The organism is Novosphingobium mangrovisedimenti, from assembly GCF_025153475.1.
In the GTDB taxonomy this organism is placed as follows: Bacteria; Pseudomonadota; Alphaproteobacteria; order Sphingomonadales; family Sphingomonadaceae; genus Novosphingobium; species Novosphingobium mangrovi_A.
The window spans coordinates 1-17,249 of the sequence record NZ_JANZXA010000010.1; the positions used below are offsets into that span (position 1 = coordinate 1).

Annotated in this window: 15 protein-coding genes, 2 tRNA genes and 2 pseudogenes; 4 read left to right on the forward strand and 15 right to left on the reverse strand. The window is 62.9% G+C overall.

What is annotated here, in order from left to right:
- Nucleotides 1-117: 117 nt before the first annotated feature.
- Nucleotides 118-618 (forward strand): annotated as a pseudogene (locus NZK81_RS14385) (IS3 family transposase); the annotation flags it as partial.
- 60 nt (nt 619-678) lie between these two features.
- Here the strand turns inward: NZK81_RS14385 and NZK81_RS14390 are convergent.
- From NZK81_RS14390 to NZK81_RS14405, 4 genes and pseudogenes are all read right to left on the reverse strand, one after another.
- Nucleotides 679-1,492 (reverse strand): annotated as a pseudogene (locus tag NZK81_RS14390) (IS91 family transposase); the annotation flags it as partial.
- 4 nt (nt 1,493-1,496) lie between these two features.
- Nucleotides 1,497-2,405, reverse strand: a complete 909-nt coding sequence (locus NZK81_RS14395; protein ID WP_066521558.1) for a tyrosine-type recombinase/integrase — start codon at nt 2,403-2,405, stop codon at nt 1,497-1,499.
- Between the two features lie 246 nt (nt 2,406-2,651).
- On the reverse strand, nt 2,652-2,993 hold the full coding sequence (locus NZK81_RS14400) for a helix-turn-helix domain-containing protein (protein ID WP_066521556.1): 342 nt from the start codon (nt 2,991-2,993) through the stop codon (nt 2,652-2,654).
- An 11-nt stretch (nt 2,994-3,004) separates the two neighbouring features.
- The gene (locus tag NZK81_RS14405; protein WP_099185760.1) at nt 3,005-3,256 is read right to left on the reverse strand and encodes a type II toxin-antitoxin system RelE family toxin; all 252 of its coding nucleotides are present in this window, start codon (nt 3,254-3,256) and stop codon (nt 3,005-3,007) included.
- A gap of 145 nt (nt 3,257-3,401) precedes the next feature.
- Between NZK81_RS14405 and NZK81_RS14410 the strand changes: the two genes are divergently transcribed.
- Complete coding sequence (locus NZK81_RS14410; RefSeq protein ID WP_066521569.1) at nt 3,402-3,785, forward strand: MbcA/ParS/Xre antitoxin family protein; 384 nt, start codon at nt 3,402-3,404, stop codon at nt 3,783-3,785.
- Between the two features lie 358 nt (nt 3,786-4,143).
- Here NZK81_RS14410 and NZK81_RS14415 read toward each other — a convergent pair.
- From NZK81_RS14415 to NZK81_RS14445, 7 genes are all read right to left on the reverse strand, one after another.
- Nucleotides 4,144-4,219: transfer RNA gene (locus NZK81_RS14415), tRNA-Lys, on the reverse strand.
- 26 nt (nt 4,220-4,245) lie between these two features.
- A tRNA-Lys gene (locus NZK81_RS14420) sits at nt 4,246-4,321 on the reverse strand.
- A 105-nt stretch (nt 4,322-4,426) separates the two neighbouring features.
- Nucleotides 4,427-5,539: a rod shape-determining protein RodA gene (gene rodA / locus NZK81_RS14425; protein ID WP_260046842.1), complete on the reverse strand. Its 1,113-nt coding sequence runs from the start codon at nt 5,537-5,539 to the stop codon at nt 4,427-4,429.
- A complete protein-coding gene (gene mrdA / locus NZK81_RS14430) occupies nt 5,536-7,626 on the reverse strand; it encodes a penicillin-binding protein 2 (protein ID WP_260046843.1) in 2,091 nt (696 codons plus the stop codon). The genes rodA and mrdA overlap by 4 nt, the downstream gene beginning before the upstream one ends.
- A complete protein-coding gene (locus tag NZK81_RS14435) occupies nt 7,623-8,177 on the reverse strand; it encodes a rod shape-determining protein MreD (RefSeq protein WP_419181692.1) in 555 nt (184 codons plus the stop codon). Before NZK81_RS14435 ends, mrdA begins: the two co-directional genes overlap by 4 nt.
- Nucleotides 8,174-9,058, reverse strand: a complete 885-nt coding sequence (locus NZK81_RS14440; protein WP_260046845.1) for a rod shape-determining protein MreC — start codon at nt 9,056-9,058, stop codon at nt 8,174-8,176. The genes NZK81_RS14435 and NZK81_RS14440 overlap by 4 nt, the downstream gene beginning before the upstream one ends.
- Nucleotides 9,059-9,125: 67 nt before the next feature.
- A complete protein-coding gene (locus NZK81_RS14445; RefSeq protein ID WP_260046846.1) occupies nt 9,126-10,172 on the reverse strand; it encodes a rod shape-determining protein in 1,047 nt (348 codons plus the stop codon).
- A gap of 335 nt (nt 10,173-10,507) precedes the next feature.
- Between NZK81_RS14445 and mutL the strand changes: the two genes are divergently transcribed.
- Nucleotides 10,508-12,331, forward strand: coding sequence for a DNA mismatch repair endonuclease MutL (mutL, locus tag NZK81_RS14450; RefSeq protein WP_260046847.1), 1,824 nt, complete (start codon nt 10,508-10,510; stop codon nt 12,329-12,331).
- A 22-nt stretch (nt 12,332-12,353) separates the two neighbouring features.
- Here mutL and NZK81_RS14455 read toward each other — a convergent pair whose 3' ends face one another.
- Complete coding sequence (locus NZK81_RS14455; RefSeq protein ID WP_260046848.1) at nt 12,354-13,109, reverse strand: MauE/DoxX family redox-associated membrane protein; 756 nt, start codon at nt 13,107-13,109, stop codon at nt 12,354-12,356.
- Nucleotides 13,110-13,200: 91 nt separating this feature from the next.
- Complete coding sequence (gene ychF, locus NZK81_RS14460) at nt 13,201-14,301, reverse strand: redox-regulated ATPase YchF (protein WP_260046849.1); 1,101 nt, start codon at nt 14,299-14,301, stop codon at nt 13,201-13,203.
- A 125-nt stretch (nt 14,302-14,426) separates the two neighbouring features.
- Between ychF and NZK81_RS14465 the strand changes: the two genes are divergently transcribed.
- On the forward strand, nt 14,427-15,950 hold the full coding sequence (locus NZK81_RS14465; RefSeq protein WP_260046850.1) for a tetratricopeptide repeat protein: 1,524 nt from the start codon (nt 14,427-14,429) through the stop codon (nt 15,948-15,950).
- A 108-nt stretch (nt 15,951-16,058) separates the two neighbouring features.
- Here NZK81_RS14465 and NZK81_RS14470 read toward each other — a convergent pair whose 3' ends face one another.
- Both NZK81_RS14470 and pth read right to left on the reverse strand, forming a co-directional pair.
- Nucleotides 16,059-16,409 carry a PEP-CTERM sorting domain-containing protein gene (locus tag NZK81_RS14470; RefSeq protein ID WP_260046851.1) on the reverse strand — a complete coding sequence of 117 codons (351 nt, stop codon included), beginning with the start codon at nt 16,407-16,409 and terminating at the stop codon, nt 16,059-16,061.
- A 210-nt stretch (nt 16,410-16,619) separates the two neighbouring features.
- Complete coding sequence (pth, locus tag NZK81_RS14475) at nt 16,620-17,189, reverse strand: aminoacyl-tRNA hydrolase (protein WP_260046852.1); 570 nt, start codon at nt 17,187-17,189, stop codon at nt 16,620-16,622.
- Between the last annotated feature and the right edge of the window lie 60 nt (nt 17,190-17,249).

Here is a 17,249-nt window from a genome sequence, read left to right on the forward strand (position 1 = left end):
CCGTCACTTCTCGCTATCATGATGTCGCCATGGCCTTGGGCCACGGTTGAATAGAGAGCCGTATGCGCTGAAAGGTGCACGTACGGTTCGGGGAGGGGAAGCGCTCATGCGCTTCCTACTCCACTTCCGATGTGCCGGGGTTTCCTGTATCTGGTGGCTATCATGGACTGGGCCACCCGCAAGGTGTTGGCCTGGCGCCTGTCAAACACCATGGACGCCGGCTTCTGCGTTGCGGCACTGGAGGAGGCGCTGGCCCGCTATGGCAAGCCCGAGATCTTCAACACCGACCAAGGCAGTCAGTTCACGTCGCAGGCCTTCACCACGGTGCTGCGCGAGGCCGAGGTCCGCATCAGCATGGACGGCCGGGGCCGGTGGATGGACAATGTCTTCATCGAGCGGCTCTGGCGCAGCCTGAAGTACGAATGCGTCTATCTCCACGGCTTCGAGACCGGTTCAGAGTTGCGGGCTGGCCTTGCCCGGTGGATCACCTATTACAACACCCAACGCCCGCACTCGGGGCTAGCCGGGCGAACCCCGCTCGAGGCCTATCGGCAGATCGGGCAATCAGATCATGGGGGGCATGCCCACCATGATCTGATGATCAAACAGGCGGCATAACGACAACCGGGACTAGCGTAACTCAGCCGCCAAACTGTCCAAGAAGGCGGGACCACCTCACTCGTCGAAGGCAATGAGGCGCCGGTTCGAGATGGCAACGCGGTGCGTGTAGCGCGAGAGTTAGGCCAGTACGGCCTGTGGTCCGGCAAAGGGCGGCTTGGCATAGACCATCCAGCGCTTCCTCCGGATTGGCGACAGATACCGCAGGAAGGCCTTGCGTGTCGTGAGGTCAGCCATGGTGCCGAAGAAGCCCAGCTTGCCGGCGTCGAACAGCGCCAGCAGGCGGATGAGGAACAGTCGGCGGAACAAGGCGCCCAGCACACGCACCGGCAGCAGGAACGCGGGGCGCGATGAGATCCATCGCGTGCCGTCGAGCGCGATGCCACCACCAGGCACGATCATGTGCACATGCGGATGGTGGGTCAGCGCTGATCCCCATGTGTGCAGCACGGCGGTGATGCCGACGCGCGCGCCAAGGTGCTTGGGATCGGCAGCGATGGTCAGCATCGTGTCTGCGGCGGCGCGGAACAGCAGGTCATAGACCACCGCCTTGTTCTGCCATGCAATATCCGCGATCTCGGCAGGCACGGTGAACACGACGTGGAAGTAGCCCACCGGCAGCAGGTCGGCCTCGCGCGCGGCCAGCCACGTGCGCGCCGCAGCGCCCTGGCATTTAGGGCAATGCCGTGTAAGCGATCCGCCAGTGCCCGCAGTCGTCGCAGGCCTCGACGTGACCGCCCAGCGCGGCGGTGCGGCAATTCTCGATGGCCGTCATGACCTTGAGCTGGCCGAGGTTGAGATGCCCGGCATGGGCCGCGCGATAGGCGGGCCCGGCGCTACGAAAGATATCGGCGACCTCGAGCGAGGCGCGCAACGGCTCAGCCGGGCGGCGCTACCTGCGCCTCGAGCAGCGTCGTCAACTTGTCCAGCGGACTGATGACCGCACGCACGGTTCGAGTTGCGACCGTAGTGTAGAAGGCGGTGGTCTCAAGGTTCGCATGCCCCAGCAGCGCCTGGATGATCCGAATATCGACGCCGTCTTCCAACAGATGCGTGGCGAAGCTGTGCCGCAGGGTGTGAGGGCCGACCCGCTTCTTGATACCTGCGGCCTCTGCAGCATCGACAACAATGCGATGGAGCTGTCGGGTACTCAGCGGCTTGAGATAGTGCATTCCCGGGAACAGCCAGCCATCGGCGTGCATGACGCCTTGCTTGCGGCCCACCGTCCACCACTCACGCAAAAGAGCAAGAAGGTCAGCGGGCAGGAGCGCATTGCGATAGCGCCCGCCTTTACCGCGCTCCACTCGCAGGAGCATGCGCTTGCTGTCTACATCGCGGACCTTCAGCATCGTCACTTCGGCGGCGCGCAAACCAGCGCCATACGCAACGGACAGTGCAGCCTTGTGCTTCAGGCAGTTGGTCGCGCCGAGGAGAAGCACGACCTCTTCGCGGCTGAGGACAATGGGCAAGGAGCGCGGATTCTTGACCGTGTAGAGCTTGCGGGACAGATCCGGGCGATCAATGGTGTGAGTGAAAAAGAAACGCAGCGCAGAAACGATGCTGTTCATGGTCGGGATCCCTATACCCGCTTCGCGCTGTTCGACCTGGAATTGCCGGAGCTCTTCAACAGTCGCAGTATCGGGAGGGCGCCCAAGATATGTAGCGAACCTCGCGACATGCCGCACGTAGTCGAACTGGGTCTTCCGCGTAAACCGGCGCATATTCATGTCTTCGATCATGCGCTGACGCAGCGAAGTGACGGGGGCATCAGATAGAACATTGGTCATGATACGACTCCTTGGTTGAAAGGAGCCGCAATCGTCTGCCTACCTGGCCCAGACCTCAACTTAGACCCAGACCGCCGATCACTGACCAGGCCTCAAAACAAACGCCACTCCCGCGCCAGCGGGTTCGTACTTGTCCCAAGTCAGGTCGCTCGCTACCGCACGTCAGCTTGATGAATGAAGGGCAGGTTTCAGGGAGCCATCTTGAACGGTGGAACGTCCGCAAAGTTAGCGTTTCCTGCGGTGCCTTTAAATCAGTTCATCGAGAGTAATGCCCAAGGCTTCGGCCAGCTTCTTGACGGTCTCGATTGAACCGCTCTTCCGTCCGGATTCGATATCCGCGATCTGCACGCGGTTGACGCTCGAAGCTTCGGCGAGGGCGGTCTGGGTGAGGCCACGAAACTCGCGCCAGGCGCGCAGAGGACTTTCGCCGGAGAGCATGCGCTTCACGAACTCGGTAGGGAGCATTTCCTCATCGCCGTTTGCCAACTGCGCCAGAGCACGGTCATAGGCTTGCAGATCGGCCAGCTGTTCGGCGGCGGCCTGCAAGCTACGGTATTCCTCAAGCGGGATCGAAATCATTTCACCCATATCTGCCTCCATCAACCGTAGATGCTGCCACGTGGTCCTATATCGAGAACCGTCAGAACAACGCCTTCATCATTCATGATCACGCGCCGATCACCCACTCTTAAACGGATACCTTCCCGCCCCTTAAGAGCCGTGACATTGTTGGCCTGCGAGGTTGGGTCGGCGGCATATTGCTCGATCTTCCTTATGATCCGTTCGGCTATGTCCACGGGCATCTTGCGAAGGGCCTTCAACGCAGCCCGCGTGTAGGTGACTGGTTTCATTTCCTGCAGTGTAGCTCATGGCTTATATGTAGTCAATGGCTACAGTTTATGGGAATGGCGGGTGGCCGCCGCCGTGTGGATCACACCATGCCCTCATGTTATGAAGTCTCCGAGCAGATTTCGATTTTGCGAGGATTTGGAGCAAATGCTCGGCGAAGTTTATGCCATCGATGCCCAGCAGGAAGCTGCCGCGTTCTTTCGTACGAGCCTGAACCTTTTCGAGAAATGGGGCGTGACGGAGGAGCAGGCGGCCATGCTGCTGGATTTGCCGTTGCGGACCTATCGGCAATGGAAGGAGAAGAGCTTAGCGAAGTGCTCTTCAGAGTGCCATGCTCGATTGTCGAATTTGATGGGCATCCAGGAGGCGCTCATGACAATCTTCCGGAAGCCGGAGCGAGCCTATTCGTGGATACGAATGGACAATGCCGCTTTTGATGGCGTGAGCGCACTTCATCTCATGCTGAACGGCGAGCTGGCGGACATCATACGTGTCCGGCGCTACCTGGAAGCCGAATGCGCTGGTGGGTGATTGTCGAGGCGGAAGGTGCGGTGACTGGCGCTGAAGACTCGGCAAATCGCCGCATAAAATATGCGCTTCGCCGCATCGAAATTCTGGGGGTATCAGTGGGGGTATTTGGGGCGCGACCCTCACGGAAAGCATTATATATCAGTATGATAAATGTCTAAAAAATACTCCTCCTCCGCTACCATCCGCACGCTTCCACAAAAGTCCACATACCACCGCGTTCGATAGACATCGGCCAAACGAGCGCCGCTTTAGGATATGCGGAAATCTTGCCTGCTACCTAGAAAGCTACCTAGCCCTGGAAGCGAACGAAAAGCCCACTTCTGGAAGTAACTTAAAAGCTTGATATATAGTGAAAAAATGGTGGACGCACTAGGGCTCGAACCTAGGACCCGCTGATTAAGAGTCAGCTGCTCTACCAACTGAGCTATGCGTCCCCACGAATGTCCGCGGGTGGAAGGCTTGGTGGACGCACTAGGGCTCGAACCTAGGACCCGCTGATTAAGAGTCAGCTGCTCTACCAACTGAGCTATGCGTCCACGCGGCCTTGCCGAGAGGGCCTTGCGAGCCCTTGCCGATTCGGCGGCGGAGGGGCTCCTATAACGTATGTTTCCCGCATTGGAAGGGGAAAATTCCCGCAAAAATCAGGAGAAAGAACTCGGCCTCTGATTCCAGCGATTCACCGCCATCATGATACCCACGCAGATCATGTTGGTGAGCATGGAAGTGCCCCCGTGACTCATGAAGGGCAGGGGAATGCCCACCACCGGCGCAAGGCCCATGACCATCATCAGATTGATCGCGACATAGAAGAAGATCGTGGCCGCCATCCCCGCGGCAAGCAGGCTGGAAAACCGATCGGGGGCTTGCCGCGCGACGTTCATGCCCCAGGTCAATATGACGGCGAAGACGAACAGCACGAACAGTCCGCCCAAGAATCCCCACTCCTCGGCCATGGTCGCGAAGACGAAGTCGGTATGGGCTTCGGGCAGGTACTGCAGATGGCTCTGCGTGCCGTTGCCGAAGCCCTTTCCGAAAATTCCGCCCGAACCGATCGCGATCTTCGACTGGGTGATGTGGTAGCCCGTCCCGAGCGGATCGCTTTCGGGATCGAGGAAGGTCATGACGCGGTTGCGCTGATAGTCATGCAGCAGCGTGAAAAAGGCGATCGGCGCCGCGATCAGCGCCGCCGTACCCGCGCTGACGAACCACCAGAGCGGCAATCCGGCCAGGAACATCGTCACCGCCCCGCCGAAGCAGATGGCAAGCGCGGTCCCCAGATCCGGCTGCAGGATGACGAGGACCGCGGGAATCGCAATCAGGACACCGGCAGGCACCAGCCCGCGCAGGCTTGCGGTCATCGGCGGTGGCAGGGTTTCGTAGAACCTGGCCAGAACCAGAACGATGGCCGGCTTCATCAGTTCGGAGGGCTGCAGGGTCATGAACCCCAGGTTGAGCCAGCGCTGGCTGCCGCCACCCACCGCACCGATCAACTCTACGAGAACCAACAGCGCGACGATGCCGCCGTAGACGGGATAGGCAGCCATGCGGAAGAAATTCCGGCTCAGGCGCGAGATGACGATCGCCATGACCAGAAAGATCAGAAACCGCAGCACATGGCTGAAGGCATAAGGCTGCAGATGCCCGCCCGCCGCCGAATAGAGCACCGCGGCCCCCAGCACGACGAGGCCGAACAGGGGAACCAGCATCATCCATGGCTGGCGGGAGACAGCTTCCGGCACGACTGACGGGGTCATTGCGCTGTCCCTCCGGCATTGTCGGCGCCATCAGGCGATGGCGTGGGGGCAGGGGTCGCGGGTGCTACCGGCTCGGGCGCGGGCGACTGCGCATCGCTGACGATGGGTTGCGGCTCATCCTGCGTATCCTCCGCCTGGCGCACCTTGGCCTTTTCTTCCTCAGGCGAAACTGCGGGCGCGTTGACGCCGTACTGCGCCGAGTAGGTCCGGTAGCGGGCATCGAGGCGCTGCTGTGCCGTGCCGCCCCACTGCTTTTCGAACTCGAGCAGCGTGTCCATCGCCTTCTGCTTGTCCCACAGATAGGTCATGACGTCGCGCGCGATCGGATAGGCCGCGCCGGACCCGCCGCCATGTTCGATGAGTACGGCACAGGCATAGCGAGGCTTGTCGAATGGTGCGAAGCAGATGAAATGGCCGTGGTCGCGGTATTTCCACAATCCGCCCTTGCCGCTGCTGACATTGAGACCGACCACCTGCGCCGTACCGGTCTTTCCCGCGAGCAGGACGTCGGGAATAGGCAGCGCCGCACGATGCGCGGTGCCCGGACCGTTCACCACATCCGACATAGCCTTGTGCACATAGTCGAGATGCTCTTGCGGGAACCCCAGCGACGGCGCCATCGAAGGCTTGTCCGAATAGAGCAGGCGGGGCATCAACTGCCGGCCGCTGGCAATCCGGGAGGCCATGACGGCCTGCTGCAGCGGGTTCACCAGAAAGTAGCCCTGACCGATGGTGGCATTGACGGTATCGAAGGTCTGCCACTCACGCCCGTACTTCTTCAGCTTCCAGGCCGGATCGGGAACCGTGCCATAGGACTGGCCGACCACGGGCAGGTCGAATTCCTGCCCCAGCCCGAGCCTGCGCGCCATGGCGGCAATGATGTCCATGCCCATCTTCTGGGCGAAATAGTAGAAGTAGACGTCGCAGCTCTGGTAAATGCCCTTGGCCATGTTCACGCGGCCGTGTCCGCGACGGTTCCAGCAGTGGAACACGCGGTTTCCGACCCTCAGGCCGCCGTTGCATATGGTCGATTCCTCGGGGTCGAGGCCGGCCTCCAGAAATGACAGGGCCACCATCGGCTTGACCGTCGAACCGGGTGGGTAGAGCCCGCGCAGTACCTTGTTGCGCAGCGGCACATGATCGTCGTCGGACAGCATCTTCCATTCCAGACGGCCGATCCCGTCCGAGAAGCTGTTCGGATCGAAGCTGGGCATCGAAGCCATCGCCAGTATATCGCCATTGTGGCAATCCATGACCACGACCGCGCCCGATTCCGGCCCGATGCGACGGGCGGCGTAGTCCTGCAGTCCGGCATCGATCGTCAGCTTGATGGTCTTGCCCTGCACGTCCTCGCGGGTGTCGAGATCGCGCACGATGCGGCCCGAGGCGGTCACTTCGACGCGGCGTGCACCGGGCTTTCCGCGTAGCTGCTTCTCGAATACCTTTTCGAGACCATCCTTGCCCACCTTGTAGCCGGGCGTGATGAGGAGCGGGTCGCGGTCCTTCTCGTAGTCCTCCGCCGAGGCAGTCCCGACGTAGCCGAGCAGGTGCCCGACTGCGGGGCCGGTCGGGTAGTGGCGCGAAAAGCCGCGTTGCGTGACGACACCGGGCAGGTCCGGCAAACGCACGCTGACTGCCGCGAAACGCTCCCAGTCCAGGCCCGAGGCGACTTCGACAGGCGCGAAACCGTGCGCCTTGTCGAGCTTGTCGTGCAGGTCCTGCATGTCGATCGGGGAAAGCGACAGAAGCTGCCCGAGCCTGGCTATGGTGTTATCGCCTTGCACCATCCGTTCCGGGATGATGTCGACGCGAAAGTCGGCGCGATTGGAGGCTAGGGGAGTTCCATGCCGGTCGAGAATCCAGCCCCGGCGCGGCGGAATCAGCGAGAGATTGACGCGGTTGCTCTCGGCCTTGAGCTTGTACTTCTCGTTTTCGAAAACGGCGAGGTAGCCCATGCGCGCGGCGAGCAGGACGCCAATGCCGCCCTGCACCGAGCCCACCACGAGGCTGCGGCGGTCGAAGCTGTTGCGCAGCGTGCCCGATGTCGTGTGCGCCTGGGGAATCAGGCGTCGAAAGTTGATCTTCATCGTTGAACCACGAAGGGCGTCAGCCGGAAGCGGTCCATAAGGGCGACGAGGCGTCCGACGAGCGGATAGGAGAACACGGAAATCACAATCTGCGGCACAACAATTCGCAAGGATGCACTCGCGCCCGCAAGATTAGCGAGCGCCAGACCGAGCACAATATAGGCGATCATGAGCCCTATCGCCACCAGCCAATCGGTAAGAAAGTTTCGCCAGGGCACGCGCGCCTCGATCAGTTCGAGAACGATCGCCGCGATCGACCACAAGAGCACGGCGGCCCCGAAGGGTTGACCGGAATAGAGATCGTCGAACAGCCCCAGCGGAAGCCCCGACCAGATCGGAAGCAGCCCCGGACGGAGCTGTCGCCATGCCACGAAAAGGAGGAAACCGATCGGCGGCAGTACCGGCGCCGAAGCGATCAGCAGCCAGCCCGGCAACAGCGAACCGAGCAGAATGCTGAGCCAGGGCAGCGTCACGGCGAGCAGACGGGACGGAGCCCGGTTGATTCTCGTGCGGGCAGGCCCGTCGTCACTGGAGAGACGGGACACGCTCAGTCGCTCCCGGCTTCCGGGCCGTCCGGCGGAGGAGGGGCCTCGGGCGCCCAGACCTTCTCCACCATGACGAAGTCGGTGTCCGACGGATTGCTCAGGACGCGCGCGATCGCGCCGTCGCGCAGGATCTCGGTGACGATCGCCATAGGCGTGCCGGGCCGGTAGAGCCCGCCGGAACCCGAAGACACCATCACGTCGCCCTTTTTGAGCGGGTTGATGCCCAGATTGATCAGACGCACGCGGATGGTGCCATCGCCATTGCCCTGCGCGAAGGCAGGCACGCCATCGCGGGCGCGGCGCACGGGCACGAGGCTTTCGGTATCCGTGATCAGCAGGACCAGCGCGCTGAATTCGCCGACCTTGAGGACGCGCCCGACGAGGCCGGTTGCCGAACGCACCGGCATGCCCTTGGCCAGACCGGCGCTGCGTCCCGCGTCGATCGTGGCAAACCGGCGCGTGCTGGCGCTAGATGAACGCGTGAGATGGGCGAACGCGACTGCATCGGGTTCGTCCTGCTTGAGCGCCAGCAGCCGCTTCAGGCGCTGGTTTTCGGCCTTGGTCGCCTTGGCCTCGACAAGCTGAGTCTTGGCTTCGGCAAGCTCTCGCTCGAGCCGCGCGTGCTCCTTGCCCGAAGTGAAGAACCCGGCAAGCTCTGCTACCGTTTCCTTGCCGTAGGAGCGGCCGGTTGCGGTGATTTGCCCGGCAGGTTCAGTCACATCGGTCGCGGCGCTTCGCAGACCCGAAAAGGCCTCGGGCGAGACAATCGAAACCACGATCAGGCCGGCGCCGACCACGGCACCGATCACGCCTGCGGCGTAGCTGAAGAACGTCGAATACTGCGCCCTGCGGGAAAAGCCGGAGCGCCTATTTGCAGGCGGAGCCATGCGCCATGCACTCCCGTATTTCTGGCGGCGGTCCCCGTGGGGCTGGCGCCGCCCCTTTAGCGGCGCCTCAGGCGGACATCAGTACACCGCGGTAGACCGGATCTTCCATCGCACGGCCAGTGCCAAGCGCAACGCAGGACAGCGGATCTTCGGCAACGCTCACGGGCAGGCCGGTTTCCTCGCGAAGGTAATCGTCGAGGCCCTGGATCAGGGCACCACCGCCGGTCAGGACGATGCCCTGGTCGACGATGTCGGCGGCCAGTTCGGGCGCCGTGTTCTCGAGCGCGATGCGCACGCCTTCGATGATCGCGCCGATCGGCTCGGCCAGCGCTTCGGCGACATTCGCCTGATTGATCGTGATTTCCTTGGGCACGCCGTTGACGAGGTCGCGACCCTTGATGTGGATCGTCTCGCCCACGCCGTCCTCAGGAATTACGGCAATGCCGTAGTCCTTCTTGATGCGCTCGGCAGTCGCGTCTCCGATCAGCAGGTTGTGGTGGCGACGCACGTAGGAAACGATCGATTCGTCCATCTTGTCACCGCCCACGCGCACCGAGGTGGTGTAGGCGAGACCGCGCAGCGAGAGCACCGCGACTTCAGTGGTGCCGCCGCCGATGTCGACGACCATCGAGCCGACCGGTTCGGTCACCGGCATGTCGGCGCCGATCGCGGCGGCCATCGGCTCGAGGATGAGATAGACTTGGCTTGCACCGGCATTGCTGGCCGCGTCGCGGATCGCGCGGCGTTCGACCGAGGTCGAGCCCGACGGCACGCAGATCACGATTTCCGGATAGCGGAACAGGTTCTTCTTACCGTGCACCTTGCGGATGAAATGCTTGATCATTTCTTCCGCGATTTCGATGTCGGCGATAACGCCGTCGCGCAGCGGGCGGATCGCCTCGATGTTGTCGGGGGTCTTGCCCATCATCATCTTGGCGTCGTCACCGACGGCCTTGACCTTCTTGATCCCATTCAGGGTCTCGATGGCGACGACCGAAGGTTCGTTCAGCACGATTCCGCGATCCTGGACGTAGACAAGTGTATTGGCCGTCCCAAGGTCGATCGCCATGTTCTGGGAGCCGAGTTTGAAGAATCGCGATAAGGGGCCGGCCATTTAAAATCCGTTGTCTTTCCAGCCGCTTGATAATGAGTCACCAGATCAGGCGGCAGGCATGTTGGCATGGAAGGGGTCCCCTTAGCCCATCGATTCGCGATTCGCCAAAATTTTGTGACGATTTCCGGTGGGTTTCCTGGGGAGCCCGTCTCGAATTCGATGCGGTTCATCGTTATGCTCGCTCTGTTGTTGTCGTAATCGTTGTCATGAACTGCGCCATGACTTTGAACGACACCGCCCCCCGGGTGCGCAGCCAGCCCATCGCAAGAACGCGCTGCGGGAAGGGAAGGGCTCTCGCCGCACCGCGTTCCCCGGGGAAACACACAAGGAATTCAATGCCGACAATTCGCCGCCTCCCGGAGCATCTCGTCAATCGCATCGCCGCAGGCGAGGTGGTCGAGCGGCCGGCCTCGGCGCTCAAGGAACTGGTCGAGAACGCGATCGACGCGGGGGCCACGCAGGTGACCGTGCGCATTGCCTCGGGCGGGCTCGACATGATCGAAGTGACCGACGATGGCTGCGGCATGCGGCCGGACGAGATCGCCCTGGCGCTGGAACGCCATGCGACATCCAAGCTGCCCGATGAGCACATCGAACAGGTCGCGACGCTCGGCTTCCGCGGCGAGGCGCTGCCCTCGATCGGATCGGTCGCACGCCTGGCGATCGAGAGCCGGCCGCATGGCGCGCAGGAAGGCTGGAAGCGCGTGATCGATCATGGCGAGGTCACGGCGGACGGGCCCGCCGCCCTGCCGCCTGGCACACGTATCCGTGTGGAGAATCTTTTCGGCAAGGTTCCCGCGCGCCGCAAGTTCCTGCGTTCACCGCGCTCGGAATATGCTGCTTGCCAGGATGTCGTGCGCCGTCTTGCCATGGCACGCCCGGACGTGGGGTTCGTTCTGGAGCATGACGGACGGCGCGTGCTTGCCGTGCAGCCGCGTGAGGAACTCGCGGCCCGTGTCGCCCGCCTCGTGGCCCGCGAACTGGCGGAGGACGGCGTCCTGATCGAGGCCGAGCGCGGCGCCGCGAGGCTCACCGGCGTTGCCGGCCTGCCCACCTTCAATCGTGGCGTGGCGGACCACCAGTACCTCTTCGTCAACGGGCGTCCGGTCAAGGACCGCCTGCTGGTAGGCGCGGTACGCGGTGCCTATTCGGACATGCTCGCGCGCGACAGGCATGCCGTGCTGGCGCTGTTCCTCGAAATTCCGCCCGAGGAAGTCGACGTCAACGTGCATCCGGCCAAGACCGAAGTACGCTTTCGGGACCCGGCATTCGTACGCGGCTTCCTGGTAGGAGCCTTGCGCCATGCGCTGGAAGGGGCAGGGCAGAAAAGTGCGCAGCCGCCTTCGGCCAGCGCCATGGGCAACTGGCAGGTGGAACCCGCCGCGCCTGCGGCCGCTCCGCCAGCACCTTCGCTCGGCTCGCTCTTTGCGCGCGAATATTCCGCGCCGAAAACGCGTTTTGCAGATGCGCGCGTCTCGGAAGCCGGGGCGGCATGGCGATCGTACGAGGCCGGCGTCATGGCCGAACCTGCCGCACGCGCCGAACCCGTGACGGATATGGATGGCGAAGCGCTGCAATACCCGCTGGGCGTCGCTCGCGGGCAAGTGGCCGGCACCTACATCGTGGCCGAGGCCGAGGACGGTCTGGTCATCGTGGACCAGCACGCCGCGCACGAACGGCTCGTGCTCGAACGCCTCAAGGCGGCAGGGGCGGAGGATGCCATGTCCCGTTCGCAGGCGCTTCTGTTGCCCGAGGTCGTCGAACTGGAAGAAACCGCCTGCGACGCACTGGAGGAAAAAGTGGAAGACCTCGCCCGCGTCGGGCTTGCCCTCGAACGCTTCGGGCCGGGCGCGATGCTCGTACGCGCGGTTCCCTCCGTGCTGGGCAAGAGCGATGTCCATGCCCTGGTCCGCGACATAGCCGACGACCTGGCCAAGAACGGCGACGCCTTGCTGCTGGGCGAAAAGCTCGATCTGGTGCTGGCGACCATGGCCTGTCACGGCTCGGTCCGGGCGGGTCGCTCGCTGAGCGTTGCGGAGATGAATGCCCTGCTGCGCGAGATGGAGCGCACACCGCGATCTGGCCAGTGCAACCATGGCCGTCCCACCTGGGTCAAGCTGGCGCATCAGGACATCGAGAAGCTCTTCGGCCGGAAATGAACCGGGAGGACGCTCGCCGCGATTACAGCGTCGACGAAAGAGCGCCGGCAAGCGTCCACAGCCCCATGCCGATCACGAACAGGTTCTCGGTCAACGAGACGAAGCCCAGCGGAAGCCTGCCTGCGCCGCCGACGCAGGCGCACTCGAGCGCGCACTTCTGCACATAGACCGCATGGAGCACCGAAACCGCGCCAACAATGCCGATGAACAGGGCAATCGGCGCTGACAGCCAAGGCAGAACGTGCGCGATCATCAGCGCGCCGGCCATCCATTCGAGGAAGGGATAGACGTGGGCATAGGGCACCCAGCGGCGCGCCAGCAGGTCGTAGCTCAGGAACCTGGTCGAGAACTGCTCGATGTCCTGCATCTTCGACATGGCCAGCAGCAACATGGTGATCGAGACGAACCACTCCGCTGCCGATACTGTCCATATTGTGCCGAATACCGACCAGCTTGCCGCCAGCGCAATGGCTGCGGCGCTGCCGAACACACACAGGACCGGGATGTATCCGCCTTCGCTGTCGCCAGCCGTCTCGATGCCGAAGAACCGGCGCAGGTCCGTGTAGCCGCCGATACGCTGGCCAGCGATGAAAGCCTGCGGCGTGGTCGCAACGTCATGCGCGGCCTTGAACGCTTCGGCCTCCTCGCGCGAAGCCAGCCAGTTGTCCTCGATGCGGTAGCCCCTGCGTTCGAGCAGGTGCTTCGATTTCAGTCCGAAGGGGCAGACGTGTTTCGCCATCACCATGCGATAGAGGACGGCATGCTTGTTGGGATCCATGGGCGCGGTCCAGTGGCTGACTTCGGGTTTCCTCTCCCGCAAGCCAACGCGAGACCGCGCCTTTGGTGCCCGCAAACGCGATGAACCGAGTTCAGACGTTGAACTTGAAGTGCATCACGTCACCGTCCTTGACGACGTAGTCCTTGCCTTCCTGGCGCAGCTTGCCCGCTTCCTTGGCGCCGCTTTCGCCGCCAAGCGTCACGAAATCGTCGTAGGCGATGGTCTCGGCGCGGATGAAGCCGCGTTGCATGTCGGAGTGGATCTCGCCCGCCGCTTCGGGGGCCTTGGCTCCCTTGTGTACGGTCCAGGCCCGGGCTTCCTTGGGGCCGACCGTGAAGAAGGTCAGGAGGTCGAGCAATTCGTATCCGGCCCGGATGATGCGGGCGAGACCGGTTTCATGCAGTCCCATTTCCTCGAGGAAGATCATCCGCTCCTCGGGGTCCATGCCGACCAGTTCGGCTTCGATCGCCGCCGAAACGATGACCGCGGTGGCGTTCTCGGCGGCGGCCTTCTCGAACACGCGCTTCGAGAATTCGTTGCCCTCGGCGGCGCACTCTTCCTCGACGTTGCAGACGTAGAGCACCGGCTTGGCGGTGAGAAGCTGGGCCTGGCGGAAAACGCGCGCTTCCTCTTCATCCTTCGGTTCGGTCAGGCGCGCAGGCTTGCCCTCGCGAAGCAGTTCGAGCGCCTGGCCGAGCACGGATGCGGCGATCTTGGATTCCTTGTCACCGCCGGTTGCCCGCTTCTGGGCGGCGGGTACGCGCTTTTCGAGGCTTTCAAGGTCCGAGAGCAGCAGTTCGGTCTCGACCGTTTCGGCGTCGGCGATGGGATCGACCTTGTTGTCGACGTGCTGGATGTCGTCATTCTCGAAGCAGCGCAGCACGTGAATGATCGCGTCGACCTCGCGGATGTTGCCGAGGAACTGGTTGCCCAGGCCTTCACCCTTCGAGGCGCCGCGCACGAGGCCGGCGATGTCGACGAAAGAAAGCTGGGTCGGAATGATCTTCTGCGATCCTGCCGCTTCGGCCAGCTTGTCGAGGCGCGGGTCGGGCACGCCGACCTGGCCGACGTTGGGCTCGATCGTGCAGAACGGATAGTTCGCCGCCTGCGCCGCCTGCGTTTCGGTCAGTGCATTGAACAAGGTAGACTTGCCGACATTGGGCAGGCCCACGATCCCGCAACGGAAACCCATGTGTAACTCCGGAAAATGCAAATTTGGCCGCCCATAGCCGCCGCAATCGATCTTGGCCAGTTCGCCGAATCCCTCGCGTCGCAGGTTGACGGAAATTTCAGTCCTTGGCCCTAAGGGTCGCGGCCATGAACAGGATCATCCGACTTGCAGTGCCGCTTGCCGTGCTGGGCGCCCTAACCGGCTGCGGCGACAGCCCCGAAACGCTTCTGGGCAAGGCCAACGACAGTTTCGCGGCCGAGGACTATCAGAAGGCGCGTCTGCAACTGGCGTCCGCGCTGCGCGACGAGCCCGAGAATCACGAGATTCTGTTGCTGATGGCCCGCACCCAGTTGCGCCTGCACGATCCCGATGGCGCCGAGGGCATACTGACGCGGCTTGAACGCGCGGGCTTCAGGAGCGCGGAAGTGCCGCGGATCAAGGCCCAAATCGCGCTGCTGCGCCAGAAGCCCGACGATGCCCTGGCGCTGGTCGGTGACGACAGCTCGGTGGAAGGGTGGCGTATCCGCGCGGAAGCACAACTGGCACTGAACCATGATACGCAGGCCGTCGAGGCATTCGAGCAGGGCATGAAGGCGGGCGGCAATATCGCGATCGCCGAAGCCTATGCCCGCTACCGGCTCGTTTCGAACGATTTCTCCGGCGCGGATTCGGTCTATCGGCAGATGAAGAAGATCGCACCGGATTCCTACGAGACTCTCGTCATGGCGGGCGATCTCGCCGCGGCCCGGGGGCAGACGGACAATGCCATTGCCAGCTATCGCAAGGTTGTCGACGCCTACCCGGACCGGGTCGCGCCGATGCTGGCTCTGGCCAACCAGTACGACGCCAAGGGCAAGCTCGATGAAGCCGGCGAGATGGTCGAGAAGGCGGGAAAGCTGTCGCCGAACAATCCGCAGATCGAGGCCCTCAAGTATCAGCTCCTGTCCGAGAAAGGCGAATGGGAGAAGATCCGTATCGGCTTGCAGGGACGCGAAGCGCAACTGGAGCCCGGCTCGGGCCTGCAGATGACATATGCCGAGGCGCTCCTGCGTCTTGGCCATGCCGAACAGGCGCGCATTCTGTTCAACCGCGCGATGCTGGCACTTCCCGGCAATCCCTATTCGCGCATGATGCTGGGCGAAGCGCAACTGGCGACGGGAGACGCGCAAAGTGCGTGGGAGACCCTCAGGCCGCTGGCGACCAGCACGCTTGCACGCCCTGAAGTGCTGGAGAGCGCCGAGAAGGCCGCCCGCGCCGTCGGTGCGCCGGAGGCTGTCGCCCTCAAGGCGCGCCTCGATCCCACAAGGCTCAAGCCAACGATGACACTTGTCAGGCAAGGTGACATGGCGGTGATGCACCAGGACTGGGACACCGTGCTGGACGTCTATGGAAAGCTCCTCCCGCATGGAGAGGACCCCGAGGTCCTCAAGCGGCTGGCGCTGGCAACCAGCAAACTCGGTCGCGCATCCGAGGCAATCGCCTACGCCGACCGTACGCTTGCCGTATCTCCCGGCAATCCGGACTATCTCTACCTGGCAGGCCAGGTACGCCTCGATAGCGGGCAGGATCTTGCGGGCGCGCGCCGCCTGCTGGAAGCCGCTGCCGCGGCAGACCCGCGCAACACGGTGATCGCGCGCGCACTCCGGAAAGCAAAAGCCGCCGCCGGTTGAGTGCCGGCAGCGGCTTCTATCTCGATCCGGTTCGGGAGCGCTGAACCGGACAGGTCCCCGTGTATCCGTTCCCGCGATGGGCGCTTGGGAACGACAGGGAAAGCTTGATCAGACGCGGGTCTTGCGGCGGCGGGCGTAGGCCAGGCCAAGCAGGCCCATGCCCATCATGCCAAGCATGCCCGGCTCGGGAACGTCGGTGCCGCCCGACGAGGACGAAGTCGTGCCACCCGAAGTGGTGGTGCCGCCCGAAGTCGTCGTGCCACCCGAAGTGGTGGTGGTACCGCCCGAGGTGGTCGTGCCGCCGGAGGTGGTGGAACCGCAATAGGACGAGCCTGTGGAGTCACCGCAGTTGCAATAGTGCTTGTGTCCACCCCACGATCCCCCCGCCATGGCGGGCGTGCTGACAGCAAGTGAGGAACCAGCGACGAGCGTCATGGCGAGAAGAGACTTACGGATCATATCGAATTTACCCCTGGTTAGACGAGTTGCTTGACGAGATCTTCGCAAGCCCCGTGCCAACTGCGGAAATTCAGAGTTTTCGATAGTTAACGCCCGTCCGGTCACATAAGTCTGTAAGCTAACTCGACACATTGTTATAGCCAACACGATTAACGCGTTGTAATCACAGGCAGGCAATGCGCTGGCGCCGGAGCGCTCCGACGCTAGGGATCAGCCCTGCTGACGCAAGGCAACGTCACTCATGAAACGAGCATCGTCACCAGCGGCCAGGCGGTCCGCCTCGGCGGCAATGGCGCCCAGCATGTCGGCCAGCGGGTCCATTTCCGTCTTGGCGAAATTGCCCAAGACATAACCGGTTACCCGGTCCTTGTGCCCGGGATGGCCAATGCCCAGCCTGATGCGGCGATATTCACTGCCCAGATGCTGGCCGATCGAGCGCAGGCCATTGTGGCCGGCGTGTCCGCCACCGTGCTTTACCTTGACCTTGAAGGGCGCCAGATCCAGCTCGTCGTGAAAGACGGTGAGGGCGGACAGGTCCAGCTTGTAGAAGCGCAGGGCCTCGCCCACCGAGCGCCCGCTTTCGTTCATGAACGTCGCCGGTTTCAGCAGCAGGATCTTTTCGCCGCCGATACGGCCTTCCTGCAGCCAGCCCTGAAACTTCTTCTGGACCGGCCCGAAGCCATGCACTTCGGCAATGGTGTCCACCGCCATGAAGCCGACGTTGTGGCGGTGCATCGCATATTGCGGTCCGGGGTTTCCGAGGCCGACCCAAAGCTGCATGGCAAACCTGTCTTGTCTGGTTCAAAAAAGAAAAGGCCCTTCCCGCGCGCCGGTATGCCG

What these genes read in the sequence shown, in the direction of transcription:
- mrdA (WP_260046843.1), bottom strand. Translation starts at nt 7,626, where the DNA reads ATGAAGATCAACTTTCGACGCCTGATTCCCCAGGCGCACACGACATCG.
- mutL (WP_260046847.1), top strand. Translation starts at nt 10,508, where the DNA reads ATGCCGACAATTCGCCGCCTCCCGGAGCATCTCGTCAATCGCATCGCC.
- NZK81_RS14455 (WP_260046848.1), bottom strand. Translation starts at nt 13,109, where the DNA reads ATGGATCCCAACAAGCATGCCGTCCTCTATCGCATGGTGATGGCGAAA.
- ychF (WP_260046849.1), bottom strand. Translation starts at nt 14,301, where the DNA reads ATGGGTTTCCGTTGCGGGATCGTGGGCCTGCCCAATGTCGGCAAGTCT.
- NZK81_RS14410 (WP_066521569.1), top strand. Translation starts at nt 3,402, where the DNA reads ATGCTCGGCGAAGTTTATGCCATCGATGCCCAGCAGGAAGCTGCCGCG.
- NZK81_RS14395 (WP_066521558.1), bottom strand. Translation starts at nt 2,405, where the DNA reads ATGACCAATGTTCTATCTGATGCCCCCGTCACTTCGCTGCGTCAGCGC.
- pth (WP_260046852.1), bottom strand. Translation starts at nt 17,189, where the DNA reads ATGCAGCTTTGGGTCGGCCTCGGAAACCCCGGACCGCAATATGCGATG.
- NZK81_RS14405 (WP_099185760.1), bottom strand. Translation starts at nt 3,256, where the DNA reads ATGAAACCAGTCACCTACACGCGGGCTGCGTTGAAGGCCCTTCGCAAG.
- rodA (WP_260046842.1), bottom strand. Translation starts at nt 5,539, where the DNA reads ATGACCCCGTCAGTCGTGCCGGAAGCTGTCTCCCGCCAGCCATGGATG.
- NZK81_RS14400 (WP_066521556.1), bottom strand. Translation starts at nt 2,993, where the DNA reads ATGGGTGAAATGATTTCGATCCCGCTTGAGGAATACCGTAGCTTGCAG.
- NZK81_RS14470 (WP_260046851.1), bottom strand. Translation starts at nt 16,409, where the DNA reads ATGATCCGTAAGTCTCTTCTCGCCATGACGCTCGTCGCTGGTTCCTCA.
- NZK81_RS14465 (WP_260046850.1), top strand. Translation starts at nt 14,427, where the DNA reads ATGAACAGGATCATCCGACTTGCAGTGCCGCTTGCCGTGCTGGGCGCC.
- NZK81_RS14440 (WP_260046845.1), bottom strand. Translation starts at nt 9,058, where the DNA reads ATGGCTCCGCCTGCAAATAGGCGCTCCGGCTTTTCCCGCAGGGCGCAG.
- NZK81_RS14445 (WP_260046846.1), bottom strand. Translation starts at nt 10,172, where the DNA reads ATGGCCGGCCCCTTATCGCGATTCTTCAAACTCGGCTCCCAGAACATG.